General features: G+C 71.0%; 12 protein-coding genes. 6 read left to right on the forward strand and 6 right to left on the reverse strand.

All coding sequences use genetic code 11. From position 1 onward, the window contains the following. Nucleotides 1-249 (forward strand): hypothetical protein (locus AAHG03_RS26635; protein ID WP_342154821.1); only part of this gene is annotated, 249 nt, incomplete at its 5' end. A gap of 426 nt (nt 250-675) precedes the next feature. Here the strand turns inward: AAHG03_RS26635 and AAHG03_RS26640 are convergent. The 4 genes from AAHG03_RS26640 to dusB all read right to left on the reverse strand — a co-directional run bounded on the left by AAHG03_RS26640 (nt 676) and on the right by dusB (nt 6,664). After that, the gene (locus AAHG03_RS26640; RefSeq protein ID WP_342154823.1) at nt 676-2,841 is read right to left on the reverse strand and encodes a methyl-accepting chemotaxis protein; all 2,166 of its coding nucleotides are present in this window, start codon (nt 2,839-2,841) and stop codon (nt 676-678) included. A gap of 156 nt (nt 2,842-2,997) precedes the next feature. After that, on the reverse strand, nt 2,998-4,461 hold the full coding sequence (ntrC, locus tag AAHG03_RS26645) for a nitrogen regulation protein NR(I) (protein ID WP_342154825.1): 1,464 nt from the start codon (nt 4,459-4,461) through the stop codon (nt 2,998-3,000). A gap of 11 nt (nt 4,462-4,472) precedes the next feature. Further along, the gene (locus AAHG03_RS26650; protein WP_342154845.1) at nt 4,473-5,609 is read right to left on the reverse strand and encodes a two-component system sensor histidine kinase NtrB; all 1,137 of its coding nucleotides are present in this window, start codon (nt 5,607-5,609) and stop codon (nt 4,473-4,475) included. Nucleotides 5,610-5,617: 8 nt separating this feature from the next. Further along, nucleotides 5,618-6,664 carry a tRNA dihydrouridine synthase DusB gene (dusB, locus tag AAHG03_RS26655; protein ID WP_342154828.1) on the reverse strand — a complete coding sequence of 349 codons (1,047 nt, stop codon included), beginning with the start codon at nt 6,662-6,664 and terminating at the stop codon, nt 5,618-5,620. A gap of 126 nt (nt 6,665-6,790) precedes the next feature. Here dusB and AAHG03_RS26660 point away from each other — a divergent pair, with 126 nt between their 5' ends. Further along, complete coding sequence (locus tag AAHG03_RS26660) at nt 6,791-8,080, forward strand: bifunctional 2-C-methyl-D-erythritol 4-phosphate cytidylyltransferase/2-C-methyl-D-erythritol 2,4-cyclodiphosphate synthase (protein WP_342154830.1); 1,290 nt, start codon at nt 6,791-6,793, stop codon at nt 8,078-8,080. Beyond that, on the forward strand, nt 8,077-8,568 hold the full coding sequence (locus AAHG03_RS26665) for a CinA family protein (protein WP_342154832.1): 492 nt from the start codon (nt 8,077-8,079) through the stop codon (nt 8,566-8,568). The genes AAHG03_RS26660 and AAHG03_RS26665 overlap by 4 nt, the downstream gene beginning before the upstream one ends. A gap of 206 nt (nt 8,569-8,774) precedes the next feature. Here the strand turns inward: AAHG03_RS26665 and AAHG03_RS26670 are convergent, their stop codons facing one another. Next, nucleotides 8,775-10,472, reverse strand: a complete 1,698-nt coding sequence (locus AAHG03_RS26670; RefSeq protein WP_342154834.1) for a methyl-accepting chemotaxis protein — start codon at nt 10,470-10,472, stop codon at nt 8,775-8,777. A 311-nt stretch (nt 10,473-10,783) separates the two neighbouring features. On the opposite strand from AAHG03_RS26670, the gene AAHG03_RS26675 reads away from it, so the two are divergent. Beyond that, the gene (locus AAHG03_RS26675; protein ID WP_342154837.1) at nt 10,784-11,407 is read left to right on the forward strand and encodes a DNA-3-methyladenine glycosylase family protein; all 624 of its coding nucleotides are present in this window, start codon (nt 10,784-10,786) and stop codon (nt 11,405-11,407) included. A 6-nt stretch (nt 11,408-11,413) separates the two neighbouring features. Here the strand turns inward: AAHG03_RS26675 and AAHG03_RS26680 are convergent, their stop codons facing one another. Further along, the gene (locus AAHG03_RS26680; RefSeq protein WP_342154839.1) at nt 11,414-11,668 is read right to left on the reverse strand and encodes a hypothetical protein; all 255 of its coding nucleotides are present in this window, start codon (nt 11,666-11,668) and stop codon (nt 11,414-11,416) included. A gap of 350 nt (nt 11,669-12,018) precedes the next feature. Between AAHG03_RS26680 and AAHG03_RS26685 the strand changes: the two genes are divergently transcribed. Together AAHG03_RS26685 and AAHG03_RS26690 are read left to right on the forward strand one after the other, a co-directional pair. Beyond that, complete coding sequence (locus AAHG03_RS26685; protein ID WP_342154841.1) at nt 12,019-12,249, forward strand: hypothetical protein; 231 nt, start codon at nt 12,019-12,021, stop codon at nt 12,247-12,249. A gap of 308 nt (nt 12,250-12,557) precedes the next feature. Then, entirely contained in the window at nt 12,558-13,805 is a 1,248-nt protein-coding gene (locus AAHG03_RS26690) for an Hsp70 family protein (protein WP_342154843.1), read from the forward strand. The last annotated feature ends 183 nt before the right edge of the window (nt 13,806-13,988 follow it).

Below are 13,988 nucleotides of genomic sequence, written 5' to 3' on the forward strand. Positions count from 1 at the left end.
ACCGGTGAGCTTTCCGAAACGTCGGTCCAGCGTCATACTCTCACGGCTCGATCTCTCGACCGAACCCGCAAGGACATGAACAAGCCGCCCGCGTTTCTCTTTCTCGATATCAACTTGTCAAAGAGCGAAGAAGCCTACACCCGAGGTGTAACCTCCTGCTGCCGACGCGCCATCGTCCCGGTTGCCCGGCCCGATCAGCCCGTCTTCAGCGATAAGTCCGTGGCGGTCCCGTTCACGCATCGACCGTAAGTCGTTGCCGGGAAGCCCGCCCGAGCGGTCCGTGGCGTCTAGAGCCGGCGAACCGTCCTGTCAACCGTCATCCGATCGACACATCGAAGACACGAAAGACAGCGATCGTCCGATCCAGTCGCCCGGATCAGCCGTGCCGCTCAATCAGTCCCGGTGACCTTCAGTTCATCCCGCCGCCCAAGTGGTGGGCCGCGGCGCCCCGTCGGTGAGGTGCTTCTACGGGGCCCTTATGCCCTCGTCAATCGGAAAATCGAGAAAAGTTCGCGGGAGCCTGCCAAGGGCCTTCCTGGCGAAGCGGAGGGGCGGTCGGTGGGGAGGGTATGGCCGTTTGGGATTCCGGCCAGCCGACCCGTGGCGCGTGAGCGCCCCGGCCGATGGCCCGAGCGCTCGCGCGAGATGGTCCGTCGTCGGAAGGTGCGTGCCGCGTCAGGCGGCGCGGACGTTGGCCAGGAACGTCTCGACTTCGCTGCGGAGTTGCCGCGATTGCGCCGCGAGCTGGTCGGAGGCGCCGGCGACGCTGGAGGCGGCGTGGCCGGCCTCGTCGGCGGCCTGGGCCACGGCGACGATGTCGGCGGTCATCTCGCTCGTCCCAGTCGAGGCCTGGACCATGGAGCGGACGATCTCCTGGGTCGTGGCGCCCTGTTCCTCCACCGCGGCGGCGATGCTGTTGGTGACGCGGTTGATCGCCTCGATCTCCCCGGTGATCATCCGGATCGCCTGCGAGGTGCCTTGCGTCGCCGCCTGGATCGCGCCGACCTGCTGGGCGATCTCGCTCGTCGCCCGGGTGGTCTGTCCGGCGAGTTCCTTCACTTCCGCCGCGACCACCGCGAAGCCGCGGCCCGCCTCCCCGGCTCTGGCGGCCTCAATGGTGGCGTTGAGCGCCAGAAGGTTGGTCTGGCTGGCGATGGTCGAGACCAGATCGACGATGTCGCCGATGCGCGAGGCGGCGGTGGCCAGCGCCGTCATGGTCTGCTCGGTGCTGACCGCCCCCTCGACGGCCCGGGCCGAGAGACCCGCGGCCTGCTCGACCTGGCGGCCGATCTCCTCGACAGTGGCGCCGAGTTCCTCTGCTGCCGAGGCCACCGCGTTGACGTTGCCCGCGGTCTGGTGGGCGGCGCTCGCCGCGCTGGTGGAGCGGCGCGAGGTGTCCTCGACGGTGCCGCGCATGATGCCGGATGAGGCCTGAAGCGCGCCGACCGCGCCGGACAGGCGCTCGACGATGCCGCCGACGGTGGATTCGAACCGGCCGGCGAGGTCGCGCAGCATGGCGCGCCGGGCCTGCTCCTCGCGCAGGCGCTGGGCCTCGGTGGTCTGGAGCTGCTGCGCCGCGTCCTCCAGCGACACGTCGCGGATCGTCACGACGGCGCGGGCGATGTCGCCGATTTCGTCGGCGCGGCGGCTGCCGGGCACCTCGTCCACGCTCTGGCGGGCGGCGAGCCGTTCGAGCGCACGCGTCAGGGCGCCGAGCGGGCGCACGATCGAGCGGGCGAGCCACAGGCCGATCCCGGCGGTGCCGAGCAGGACGATCAGGCCGATCACGGCGAGCGTCACCGACAGCGAGCGGACGGCGGCGACGGCCTCGGCCTCGCTCTGTTCGGCGACGACGCTCCACGGTGCGCCGAGAACCGAGACCGAGGCGACCGCCGCCATGGTGCGGCCGTCCGGGCCGTCGAAGTCGAAGCTGTGCCCTTGACTGTTCCTTTGCGCGATCTGCGCCTTCTCGATGCCGATGGCGGAGAGCGGCGCGCCGGCCTTGATCCCGCCGCTCAGCGGCGTGCTGCGCAGGAGCCCGTCCGGGCCGGCGGCGACGACCTGCCCGGTCTGGCCGAGGCCGTCGCGCTTCATCAGCGAGCGGTCGAACAGGGCCGGCGTGACCCGCATGACGATGAAGCCGACCCGCTCGGCGGCCTGGGCGGTGCCCATGGCGACGTTGGCCCGCTTCGTCACCGGGCGGCCGATGAAGGCGGACGGCCCCTCCCCCACCGGATAGGCGGAAAAATCCTCGAACAGTACCGCGTCCGGCTCGCTCGCCTTCAGCCGTCCAACGAGGCGGGCGAGGCCGGTGTTCTCGAGCGACGGCTCGCTCAGGAATTTCGCAAAATCCTGCTCCTTGCGCGTGGTGTAGACGACGCGGCCATTCTCATCGACGAACAGGAGGTCGGCGTAGCCGTCATGGGCCACGACCTTGCGGGCGGCCTCCTGCACCTTGGCGTGGCGGCGGCCGTACATCGTGCCGGTGGCGGCGCCGTCGAAGGCCAACCGCGCGTCGGCGCTCGGCAGGTCGCGGATCGCCTGGAGCAGCTTGTCGGTGTCGGGTTTGCCCGGATCGAGGTTCTCGACCAGATCGGTGAAGTTCGAGGCGATCTGCGGGTTGGCCGCCGCGACCTCGAAATCGGTGCGCAGGCGGTCGGCGGTCAGCTCGACGCCGTCCTTGCGCAGCGACGCGGCGAGCTGGAGCCGCTCGCGGGCGGCGTCGTATAGGCCGTCCTTGGCCGACGACCAGCTGAAACCGCCCATCGCCGTCGCGCTGAGGAGCGCCAGCCCGATCATCGCGGCGGGCAGGCGGGTACTGAGTTTCGTCAGGGAGAGCATGGCAGGCCTAGGGATGGGACGGTCCTCAAGCTTGTTACATTTGTAATTTTTAAGAAGGCCTAAACTTCATCCACATCTTTCCCGCCGCCGTCCGACTCAATCGAGACGTGGCGCAATGGAAGCCAGCCTAGAGACGGGCATGCATCATACTTCCCATCAGCGGGATGTGCGGAACACCTGCAAGTCGAGATCGCGAACCTTCTTGCGCAACGTGTTGCGGTTGACGCCGAGCAGTTCCGCGGCGCGGATCTGGTTGCCGCGGGTGGCGGCGAGCGCCGCGCCGATCAGCGGACCTTCGATCTCCCGCAGGATGCGGTGGTAGAGGCCGGGCGGGGGCAGCGTGTCGCGGTAGCCGGAGAAGTAATCGGCGAGGTGGCGCTCGACGGCGCCCGATAGGGTCTCGTTGTCGGAGGCGCCGTTCTTGCGGGCCGCGCCGTTGGCGGCGGTGGGCTGGGCCAGCGGCAGGGTGTCCAGTTCCGCCTCGATCACCGGGCCGGTGATGGTCTCCTGCGGGTAGAGGGCGGCCAAGCGCCGGACGAGGTTTTCCAGTTCGCGCACGTTGCCGGGCCAGCGGTAGCGCTTGAGCCGCTCCATGGCGTCGCCGTCGAGCGTCTTGCGGGTCAGGCCCTCGCGCTCGACCAGCACGAAGAAGTGGCGGATCAGATCGGGCACGTCCTCGGCGCGCTCGCGCAAGGCGGGCAGGCGTAGCGGCACGACGTTGAGGCGAAAGAACAGGTCCTCGCGAAAAATTCCCTGCTGGATCGAGACGCGCAGGTCCTTGTTGGTGGCGGCGATGATGCGGACGTTGGTCTTGATCGGCACGCGCCCGCCGACGGTGGTGTATTCGCCCTGCTGAAGCACGCGCAGCAGCCGGGTCTGCGCCTCCATCGGCATGTCGCCGATCTCGTCGAGGAACAGCGTGCCGCCCTCGGCCTGCTCGAACCGGCCGGCGGAGCGCGACAGCGCGCCGGTGAAGGCGCCCTTCTCGTGGCCGAACAGCTCGGATTCGATGAGGTCGCGCGGGATCGCCGCCATGTTGACGGGGACGAACGGGCCGGTGCGGCGGCGGCCGTAATCGTGGAGCGCGCGCGCCACCAGCTCCTTGCCGGTGCCGGACTCGCCCGTGATCATCACGGTGAGGTCGGTCGGCATCAGGCGCGCGAGCGCGCGGTAGATCTCCTGCATGGCGGGCGAGCGGCCGACGAGCGGGATGTCCTCGTTCTCCGGGCCGGCGCCGGCGGGCGCGGTGCCGCGGGGGCGCGACAGGGCGCGGCCGACGATGGCGGTGAGTTCCTTCAGGTCGAAGGGCTTGGGCAGATACTCGTAGGCGCCCCGCTCCGAGGCGCGGATCGCCGTCATGAAGGTGTTCTGCGCGCTCATGACGATGATCGGCAGTTCGGGGCGCACCCGCTTGATGCGCGGCAGCAGGTCGAACACGTTCTCGTCGGGCATCACCACGTCGGTGATGACGAGATCGCCCTCCCCTTGCGCCACCCAGCGCCAGAGCGTGGCGCAGTTCGAGGTGGTGCGGACCTCGTAGCCCGCCCGCGACAGCGCTTGGTTGAGCACGGTGCGGATCGCGGCGTCGTCGTCGGCGACGATGATGTGACCGTTGGGCATGACTCTCGAACTCAACGCTCCGCGGCCGACTCACGCCCGTCCCGGGCGCTCGACATGGGAAGCAGGATACGGAAGGCAGTGCGGCGGGGAACGGGATCGCACTCGACGATGCCCCCGTGATCGCCGACGATCTTGGCCACCAATGCAAGTCCGAGGCCGGAACCTTGAGCTTTGGTGGTGACGAAGGGATCGAACAGGTCGGAGAGCATGTCCGGCGGGATGCCCGGCCCGTTGTCGCGCACCGCCACCTCGATCGGCAGGCTGACGCGCTCGCGCGAGCCCGGCACCTGCAGGCGCAGGCCCGTGCGGAAGGCGGTGGACAGGGTGATCTCGCCCTCCACCGTGTCGGTGCCGATGGCTTCGGCGGCGTTCTTCACGAGGTTGAGGATCACTTGGATCAACTGATCGCGGTTGCCGAGCACGGGGGGCAGCGAGGGATCGTAGTTCTCGATGAAGCGGATGTGACGGGCAAAGCCGCTTTGCGCCGAGCGCTTCACCTGATCGAGCACGCCGTGGACGTTGACCGCGCCGCGCTCCACCGGGCGCTCCTCGCCGAACAGCTCCATCCGCTCGACGATGCGCACGATCCGGTCGGACTCGTCGCAGATCAGCCGGGTGAGGACGCGGTCCTCGTCGTCGCGCTCCTGCTCCAGGAGCTGCGCCGCGCCGCGGATGCCGGCGAGCGGGTTCTTGATCTCGTGGGCGAGCATCGCGCCCAGCGCCACCATCGAGCGGGCCGCGCCGCGATGCGTCAGCTGGCGGTTCATCTTGTCGGCGATGGTGCGCTCCTGCAGCATCAGCACCACCGAGTCGTCCTCGTCGCGCAGGGGCGTGGCGAAGACATCGACGCTGCGCTCGTGCCCGGAGCGCGGCTGGATCAGCTCGACGCGGTACTCGGCGACCGAGGAGCGGCGGCGGCGGACTTCGGCCACCAGCGCGATGATCGGCGAGGAGAACGGGATGATGTCGCGCAGGCGCCCCCGCAGCATCACCTTGGCGGAAGCGTCGAAGAACAGTTCGGCGGCGTGGTTGACCCGCAGGATGCGCTCGTCCGGCCCGATGGTGAGCACCGGCAGCGGCAGCGCGTTGAGCACGGCGGCGGCGGCCGGCAGGGCGGCGGGATCGGGCTCGTCGCCGGAAAAACTCATGGTGTGGCTCATGCGGCCTCGCCGATCGTCGTGCCCGCGGATGCCGGATCGAGGCCGGCCGGGTCGAGGAAGGCCCTGCGAAGCAAGGTCAGGGCCTCGGCGGGGTCGGAGGTGGTGACGAGGCGGCGCCGGTCGGCCGGATTGAGCGCGCCGGGGCCGGCGGCGTCGGCATAGGCCGCCAGATGCTTGCGGGCGTGGCGCACACCCATCGCCGCCCCGTAGAGCGCGATCAGCCCCTCGTAATGCTCGGCTGCCGCCGCCGCCCGCGCCTCGGCGGAGAGGGGCAGGACCGGGCGGCCGGCGAGCCCTGCGGCGATGGCGCCGACGAGCCAGGGCCGGCCCACCGCCGCGCGCCCGACCATGACGCCCGCCGCGCCCGACGCCGCGAGGCAGGCGCGCGCTTCTTCCAGGCCCGTCACGTCGCCGTTGGCGATCACCGGCAGGCCGGTCGCCTCGACCACCGCGCGGATCGCCGACCAGTCGGCGTGGCCCTTGTAGAACTGCTGCCGGGTGCGGCCGTGGACGGTGACGCCGTTCAGCCCGAGCGCCTCGGCGCGGCGCGCCAGTTCCGGAGCGTTGAGGCTCGAATGATCCCAGCCGAGCCGCATCTTCACCGTGACCGGCACGTCGACCGCCCCGCGCACGGCGGCGAGCAGGCGCGCGGCGTGGTCGAGGTCGCGCATCAGCGCCGAGCCGGATTCGCCCCCGGTGACGGTCTTGGCCGGGCAGCCCATATTGATGTCGATGGCGTCGGCGCCGTTCGCGACCGCGATGCGGGCAGCCTCGGCCATCGGTTTTTCCGCGCAACCGGCGAGTTGCACCACATGAGGGCTGACGCCCTGCCCTTCCGCCCGCACCTGCGATTCGGCATCGCCGCGGGCGAGTTCGGCCGCCGCCACCATCTCGGAGACGACGGCGCTGGCCCCGAGCCGTTGGGCGATGCGGCGCATGTGCAGGTCGGTGACGCCCGACAGCGGAGCGAGCAGGACCGGCGGCGAACTCGTGCGCCGGCTGGCCTCGGAGCGCAGGGCGCTCAAATAATGGTCAGGCTTCATTCTGCCCAATAAGTAGCCAAAGCCCGGCCGGACGCAAGCGCCGCCTGCGTTTGCCTTCGGACATTCCGACGCATATGACCCCTGCATTCCCGGCTTTCCCCAACCGAATTCGATCGAGGCTCGACCATGTCCGACAGCGCCGCGCGGCTCGAAGTGGCCGCTGTCGTGGTGGCGGCGGGCAAGGGGCTGCGCGTCGGCGGCGACCTGCCCAAGCAGTACCGCCGGGTCGGCGGGCGCGCCGTCCTGACCCGGACGCTCGCCGCCCTGGCGCAATCGCCGCGCATCGCCCGCATCCAGCCGGTGATCGCCCCCGATGCTGCCGACTTCTTCCGTGAATGCGTCGCCGAGTTGGAGCCCGCCCACCGCGAAAAACTCGCCGAGCCGGTGCCCGGCGGGGCGACGCGCCAGCAATCGGTGGCGGCCGGGCTCGAAGGCCTCGCCCGCGCGGGCGCCCCGGACCTCGTGCTGGTGCACGACGCCGCCCGCCCCTTCGTCGACGAGTCCCTGATTCTGCGCGCGGTCGCGGCCGGGGCCGAGCACGGCGCGGCGGTGCCGGGTGTCGCCGTCTCCGACACGATCAAGCTCGTGGAAGAGATTTCGCCCGGCATCGGCCGCGTCCATGAGACGCCGGCCCGCGAGAATCTGCGGGCCGTCCAGACCCCGCAGAGCTTCCGCTTCGGCCCGCTGCTCGACGCACACCGCCGGGCGGTCGGGCAAGGCCGCGACGGCTTCACCGACGACGGGGCGCTCGCCGAATGGGCCGGGCTCGGGGTCGTGGTGTTCGAGGGCGATGCGCGAAACCGCAAGATCACCCAGGCCGCGGACCTGATCGAGGCGGATCGGGCTTTCTCCGGAGAAGCGCCCGCGATATCTGAGGCCCCCATGACGACATACGTGACCCGCCTCGGCACCGGCTTCGACGTCCACGCCTTCACCGAGGGCGACCATGTCTGGCTCGGCGGCATCAAAATCCCCGCCGACCGCGGCGTGCTCGCCCATTCCGACGGCGACGTGGCGCTTCACGCGCTGACCGACGCGCTCCTCGGCGCCATCGCCGACGGCGACATCGGCACCCATTTCCCGCCCTCCGACGAGAAGTGGCGCGGCGCCTCCTCCGACCAGTTCCTGGCCCATGCCTGCGGGCTGGTCCGCGCCCAGGGCGGCCGGATCGACCATCTCGACATCACCGTGCTGGCCGAGGCCCCGCGCATCGGCGCGCACCGCGAGGCGATCCGGGCGCGCATCGCCGAGATCGCGGGCGTGCCGCTCACCGCCGTCTCGATCAAGGCGACCACGACAGAGAAGCTTGGCTTCGTCGGCCGCGCCGAGGGGCTGGCCGCGCAAGCCGCCGCCACCGTGCGCCTGCCCGAGGTCGAGGTAGACACCGGCACCGAGACCGCCGAGCGCCGCTCGTGATCGAAGACGCCGCCCTGCTCGCCCGCGCCGAGGCTTTGGTGCGAGCCTACGCGGCGTCGAAGAAAAAAATCGCGACGGCCGAATCCTGCACCGGCGGCCTCGTCGCCGGGCTGCTTACCGCCGTGCCGGGCTCCTCGGCGGTGGTGGATCGCGGTTTCGTCACCTACTCGAACGAGGCCAAGACCGATCTCGTCGGCGTCCCCGCCGCCCTCATCGCCGCCCACGGCGCGGTGAGCGAGCCGGTGGCCCGCGCCATGGCGGAAGGGGCGCTCGGCCGTTCGCTGGCGGATGCGGCGGTCGCGATCACCGGAATCGCCGGGCCCGGCGGCGGCTCGGCGGACAAGCCGGTCGGGCTGGTCCACTTCGCGCTGGCGCTCGAGGGTGCTCCGACGCGCCACATTGAGCGCCGCTTCGGCGGTCCCGGCCGGGAGGAAATCCGGCGGCTGGCGGTGGAGCAGGCGTTGGCGTTGTTCGAAGGGGCGGTTTGAACGCCCTTTCCCACCCCTCCCCCTCATCCTGAGGTGCCCGCGCAGCGGGCCTCGAAGGAGGGCTCCAGGGATCGCGCGATCCGCTGGAGCCCTCCTTCGAGGCTTCGCCTTCGGCTCCGCACTTCAGGATGAGGGATTGGGTGGGAGAAAGCCGGATCGAAGTCCCGGCACCCCGGCCGTGAGCCTCCGTGCGGACGCTCCGCCCCTCAAGCCGCCCGCACCCCAGCCAAAAACCGGCTCACCTCCGCGTTCAAATGTTCCGACTGCCGCGACAGCTCCGAGGCCGAGGCCAGCACCTGTGCCGCCGCCGCGCCGGTCTCCTCCGCCGCGCCCGCGACGCCGGTGATGTTGCTCGTCACCTCGCCCGCGCCGAGGGCGGCTTGGCTGACGTTGCGGACGATCTCCTGTGTCGCTGCGCCCTGCTGCTCGACGGCCGCCGCGATCGTCGTCGTCACCGCGTCGATCTCGCGGATGCGGCCGGTGATGCCGCCGATGGCCGAGACCGCCTGACCGGTCGCGCCCTGGATGCGGGTGATCTGGCCCGCGATCTCGTCCGTCGCCCGCGCGGTCTGCGAGGCGAGTTCCTTCACCTCCGCCGCGACCACGGCGAAGCCGCGGCCCGCCTCGCCGGCCCGCGCCGCCTCGATGGTCGCGTTAAGGGCCAAGAGGTTGGTCTGCGCCGCGATGGAGGAGATCAGGCCGACCACGTCGCCGATCCGGGACGCGGCTTGGCTCAGCTCCGTCACGAGCAGCGCGCTTCGGTCCGCCTCGCCCACCGCGCCGCCCGCGATCTCCGCCGAGCTGCCGACCTGCCGCGCGATCTCGTGGACCGAGGCGCCGAGTTCTTCGGCCGCCGCCGCGACCGTGCCGACATTGGAGGCCGCCTCTTCGGCGGCCGCCGCCACCGCGGTCGATTGCGCCGCGGTCTGCGTGGCGGTCGCCGTCATCGAGGCGGCGGTGGCCTGCAACTCGGTGGCGGACGCCGAGACCATGCCGGCGACGCTGCCGATGGTGCGCTCGAAGCCGTCGGCGAGTTCGATCATGGTGCGTCGGCGCTCGGTCGCGGCAGCCTCGTCGGCGATGCGCTTGATCTCGGCCTGCTCGGCGGCCTTCTGCGCCACCATCGCCTTGATGCCCTCGACCGCGCGGCCGACCGCGCCGATCTCGTCGCCGCGGCGCGCCTCGGCGATGTCGGCGTCGATGGCGCCTTGCGCCATGCGCTGGAGCACGGCGACCAGCCGGCCCATCGGCCGGGTTACGCCCGCCACCACGATCAGCCCGAGCAGGCCGAAGGCGAGGACGAGGCCGACGCTCGCCACCGCGGTCATGCTCGTCGCGGCCGAGGCCGCGAGGTCGGTCGCCGCGTCGCGGGCCACGCCGAGATCGTGCAGGTTGGCCTCGATCCGGCCCTCGATGGCTCGGTTCAGCTTCAGCCGGGCCGGGCGCACCTCGTCGTAGGAGACGTGCGCCGCCTCCTCGCGGCGATGCTTGAGCCCGAGCGCGACGGATCGCTCGGCGGCGGCGAACACCGCGGCGAGCTGTTCGCGGATGCCGACCAGCACCGCCCGCCGCTCGGGCGAGTCGGCGAGTTCGATGAGCCGGTCCATCGCGGTCTCGGCCTTGCGGCGCGAAGCCCGGAAGCGCTCGTGCTGGGCCGTTATCACGGCCTCGTCGGTCTCGATGATGATGTTCTTCTCGGCGATCACCGCCTCGTCGGTGGCGGCGGCGACCTGCAGCGCGCCGATGGCGCGGGCGCCGCGCACGTCTACCACGTCGCGGGTGACGCCCGCGAGCGTCGCGATGTGGCCGCGCGCCATCACGACGATGCCGAGGGCGACCAGGGCGGCCAGCGCCGCCGGCAGGGCCAGCTTTCCGAGCAGGCGGAGATCGAGAAACCAGCTCATGACCGATGGGAAGGGACGGTGCGGCGATCCGGCGGTGCCCTGGACCGCGGTGGATGCTCTGTTGTCGACCCTATGGCGTTAACGGGAAATGACAGTTTTCGCAGAGGCTTCGTAACCTTTGCTGGGATTTGGAGAGTTTTGTCGAGAGCGTGCTCAGAACGCCCCCGCATGTTATCAAATGATGGTGATTGCGGCGAAAGAAGTCCTGCATGTCCCGGCCGAGGCAGGCCGATGGATTTGCCTCCGTCGATCCGGGCGTCCGCTCGCGCGTTTGTCGGGCGAGGCTCGGAGAGAGCCTGGATGAGGCGGCGATGCTCGATCCCAAAATCTACGACCGGCTGTTGAGCGAGGCGCAGGCGACGAGCGGGCCGCTGCACGCGGCCATCGCCGCCATCGGGCCGATCGCCGTCGCCCCGCCGGTCCATGGAAGCGTCGCCGAGCGGCTGTTCGTCGAGATCGTCAACCAGCAGCTCTCGACCAAGGCCGCCTTCGCGATCTGGTCGCGGATCGAGGCTGCGGCGCAGGCGCAAGGGGCGAGCCCGCGCGACCTGTTCGTGCCGGGGTTCGAGACCGTGCTGCGCGGCTGCGGCGTCTCGGCCAACAAGGTGCGGGCGCTCCACGCCGTGCGCGAGGCCGAAGCGCGCGGGCTGCTCGGGGCCGATCTCGGTCTGCTGCCGCATGCGGAGCGCGCGGCCGTCCTGTGCGGCATCCGCGGCGTCGGGCCCTGGACCGCCGACATGGTCGGCATCTTCCACTTCCTCGATCCCGACATCTGGCCCGCGGGCGACATCGCGGCGGTGGGCGTGCTGCGCAAGCTCACGGGCCGGGACGACACGAGCGCGGTCGCCGCGCGCTTCGCGCCGTACCGCTCGATCCTCGCGCGCTACCTCTGGCGCAGCCGCGACGCCGCCGCGCCCGCGGTCGAGGCGGCCTGAGCCGGCTCAGGCGCCCTCGAAGAACGGCCGGAAATTCTCCAGCCAGCCGCGCAGCCACGCCTCGAAACCCTTCTGCGCGCCCTCGGCGTCCTGCGCGTGGCCCCAGGCGGCCTCTGCCAGCGGGCTCCACCATGTCCACAGCCGGTTCGAGCCGTCGTACTCGACGAGGCCGACCTCGATCGGGCCGACATGGCCGGTGTAGCGCTGCATCGGCACGCCGCCGGAGCGGCTCTGCGTCCAGGTGATGGGAGAGGAAGCCATGCTCCCACCATAGAGCATCGTCCCGAAAGGTGGTCTCCGGCTTTCGGAAAAAGACGATGCGGCACCAGAGCCGAACGCGCCGCGCACGTTCCGTTCGCGTTGCACAATCGGAATGCCGTTTGTGTCCCGCATGCGCTTGACGGGGGCGAACGACTCGGGCATCGGCGCGTTATCCGTGCGATGCGCCGCGTGCTCGCCGCGCGGCTCCATAGGAACGACCGACCCCCATGCCCGACGACAGTAGTCGATCGACCACGCCGTCTCTGGCCGCCCGCGTGATCTGCGCCTGATCGTTCGATCCGGCTCACCCGCGACCGGCCTTTGGCGGCTGGTCCGACCGGAGGTGAGCCATGACTGACTCCACCGTAACCACCCGGCGTGTTCGCACTCGTGCGGCCCGCCACAAGCGCAGCCGCCCGGCGGGTCTCGTCGTGGCGCTGATGATGGCACTCGTCTTCGTGCCCGTGCTGGCGCTTCACGCCATCGCCCTCTCCGGGGCGGTGCAGGAGCCCGAGCGTCCGGCCGAAGTGGCGAACGCCGCGCCCGCAAAAGCTCCGGCGGCCAGGAAGGTGCCGGGCTAACGACGAGCGGGCCGGCAGCCGACGCTGCCGGCCTCTCCCCACCGTCATTCCGGGGCCGCGCAGCGGAACCCGGAATCCACGACTGGCCGCGGCGGTGACAACAGCCGCGCATCACGGGTGGATAGGACGCCTCCGGCGCGCCCCTTCGGGGCCGGGTTCGCTTCGCGCCCCGGAATGACGGCGGTGTGTTTATGAGGGACTCCCGCGCGGCCCCGATTCCCGCCCGGCCCGACTTTTGGATTGCGCTCCCTGCCGCGGCACCGTAACGGGGCCGCCCTCCCGGCACGACGAGAAGCGATCCCGATCCCATGGCGGCCTGCGGCCTCGATTTCGGCACGTCCAACACCACCCTCGGCATCGGCACGCACGGTGCCCCGTCCCTGGTGCCGCTGGAGGGTGCGCACCGCACCCTGCCGAGCGCGATCTTCTTCGCCCCCGGCCGCGAGGCCGAGATCGGCCGCGCCGCGATTGAGGCCTATGTCGAGGGCACGCCCGGCCGGTTGATGCGGGCGCTCAAATCCGTGCTCGGCTCGTCGCTCGTCGAGGAATCGACCCCGGTCGGGCGCGAGCGCATCCGCTTCCGCGACGTGATCGCCCGCTACCTCACCGCGGTGAAGGCCCGCGCCGAGGCCGAGACGGGCATCGGCCTCGACGCGGTGGTGCACGGCCGCCCGGTCCACTTCGTCGACGACGACCCGGCCGCCGACCGCAAGGCCGAGGACACCCTGCGCCAGATCGCCGAATCGATCGGCTTCCGCCACGTCCGCTTCCAGTACGAGCCCATCGCCGCCGCCCTCGATTACGAGCGCACGGTGAAGTCCGAGGAGATCGCCCTGATCGCCGACATCGGCGGCGGCACCTCGGATTTTTCCATCGTCCGCCTCTCGCCCGAGCGGCACCGCCGGGAGGAGCGGGCCGACGACATCCTGGCCAATGACGGCGTGCGCATCGGCGGCACGGATTTCGACCGCACCCTCAGCCTCGGCGCGGTGATGCCGCTGCTCGGCCTCGGCAGCCCGATGAAGCGAGGCGACCTCGCCGTGCCGAACGCCTATTTCCACGACCTCGCCACTTGGTCGAGCATTAACCGACTCTACAACCCGAAGATCCTGCGGGAGATCGACGAGGTGGTGCGCGACGCAGCCCAGCCGGAACTCGTCACGCGCCTGCGCCGGGTGGTCGAGGCCGAGCGCGGGCATTCCCTCGCCATGGCGGTGGAGGGTGCCAAGATCGCGACCTCCGACCAGGGCCAGGGCATCGTCGATCTCGGCTGGGTCGAGCCGGCGCTCGTCGCCAGCGTCGATCGCCCGCGGCTGGCCTCCCACACCGACGATCTCGCCCGCCGCATGGCCGAGCGCATCGGCCGCTGCCTCGATCAGGCGGGGCTCTCGGCGGAGCGCATCGACGCCCTGTTCCTCACCGGCGGCTCGACCGGCCTGCCGCATGTCCGCGCCGCGCTGACCGCGACCGTGCCGGACGCGCGGGTGGTGGACGGCGACACCTTCGGCTCGGTCGGCCTCGGCCTGACGCTGGAGGCGGCCCGCCTCGCCGGCTGATTTTTTTGCCGACGCTCACCGCCTCCAATGCGGCGCCGCGGCTCGCCTCAAGCGCGTCCCCTCCCCCTTGTGGCAGGGCTATCGCATTTGGGTGATGAGGTCGGCGAGGAAGTCGTCGTCCCATCCGGCCAGTTGCCGCTTGGTGTGCAAGGAGCCCTTAGCGGTGTCCTGGCGCAGGATGGC

The organism is Methylorubrum subtropicum (assembly GCF_038442325.1).
GTDB classification, from domain to species: domain Bacteria; phylum Pseudomonadota; class Alphaproteobacteria; order Rhizobiales; family Beijerinckiaceae; genus Methylobacterium; species Methylobacterium subtropicum.

Bases quoted from the DNA above. Each gene is read 5' to 3' on its own strand.
- AAHG03_RS26690 (WP_342154843.1), top strand. From the start codon at position 12,558: ATGGCGGCCTGCGGCCTCGATTTCGGCACGTCCAACACCACCCTCGGC.
- AAHG03_RS26675 (WP_342154837.1), top strand. From the start codon at position 10,784: ATGCTCGATCCCAAAATCTACGACCGGCTGTTGAGCGAGGCGCAGGCG.
- AAHG03_RS26680 (WP_342154839.1), bottom strand. From the start codon at position 11,668: ATGGCTTCCTCTCCCATCACCTGGACGCAGAGCCGCTCCGGCGGCGTG.
- AAHG03_RS26660 (WP_342154830.1), top strand. From the start codon at position 6,791: ATGTCCGACAGCGCCGCGCGGCTCGAAGTGGCCGCTGTCGTGGTGGCG.
- AAHG03_RS26650 (WP_342154845.1), bottom strand. From the start codon at position 5,609: ATGAGTTTTTCCGGCGACGAGCCCGATCCCGCCGCCCTGCCGGCCGCC.
- AAHG03_RS26670 (WP_342154834.1), bottom strand. From the start codon at position 10,472: ATGAGCTGGTTTCTCGATCTCCGCCTGCTCGGAAAGCTGGCCCTGCCG.
- ntrC (WP_342154825.1), bottom strand. From the start codon at position 4,461: ATGCCCAACGGTCACATCATCGTCGCCGACGACGACGCCGCGATCCGC.
- AAHG03_RS26685 (WP_342154841.1), top strand. From the start codon at position 12,019: ATGACTGACTCCACCGTAACCACCCGGCGTGTTCGCACTCGTGCGGCC.
- AAHG03_RS26640 (WP_342154823.1), bottom strand. From the start codon at position 2,841: ATGCTCTCCCTGACGAAACTCAGTACCCGCCTGCCCGCCGCGATGATC.
- dusB (WP_342154828.1), bottom strand. From the start codon at position 6,664: ATGAAGCCTGACCATTATTTGAGCGCCCTGCGCTCCGAGGCCAGCCGG.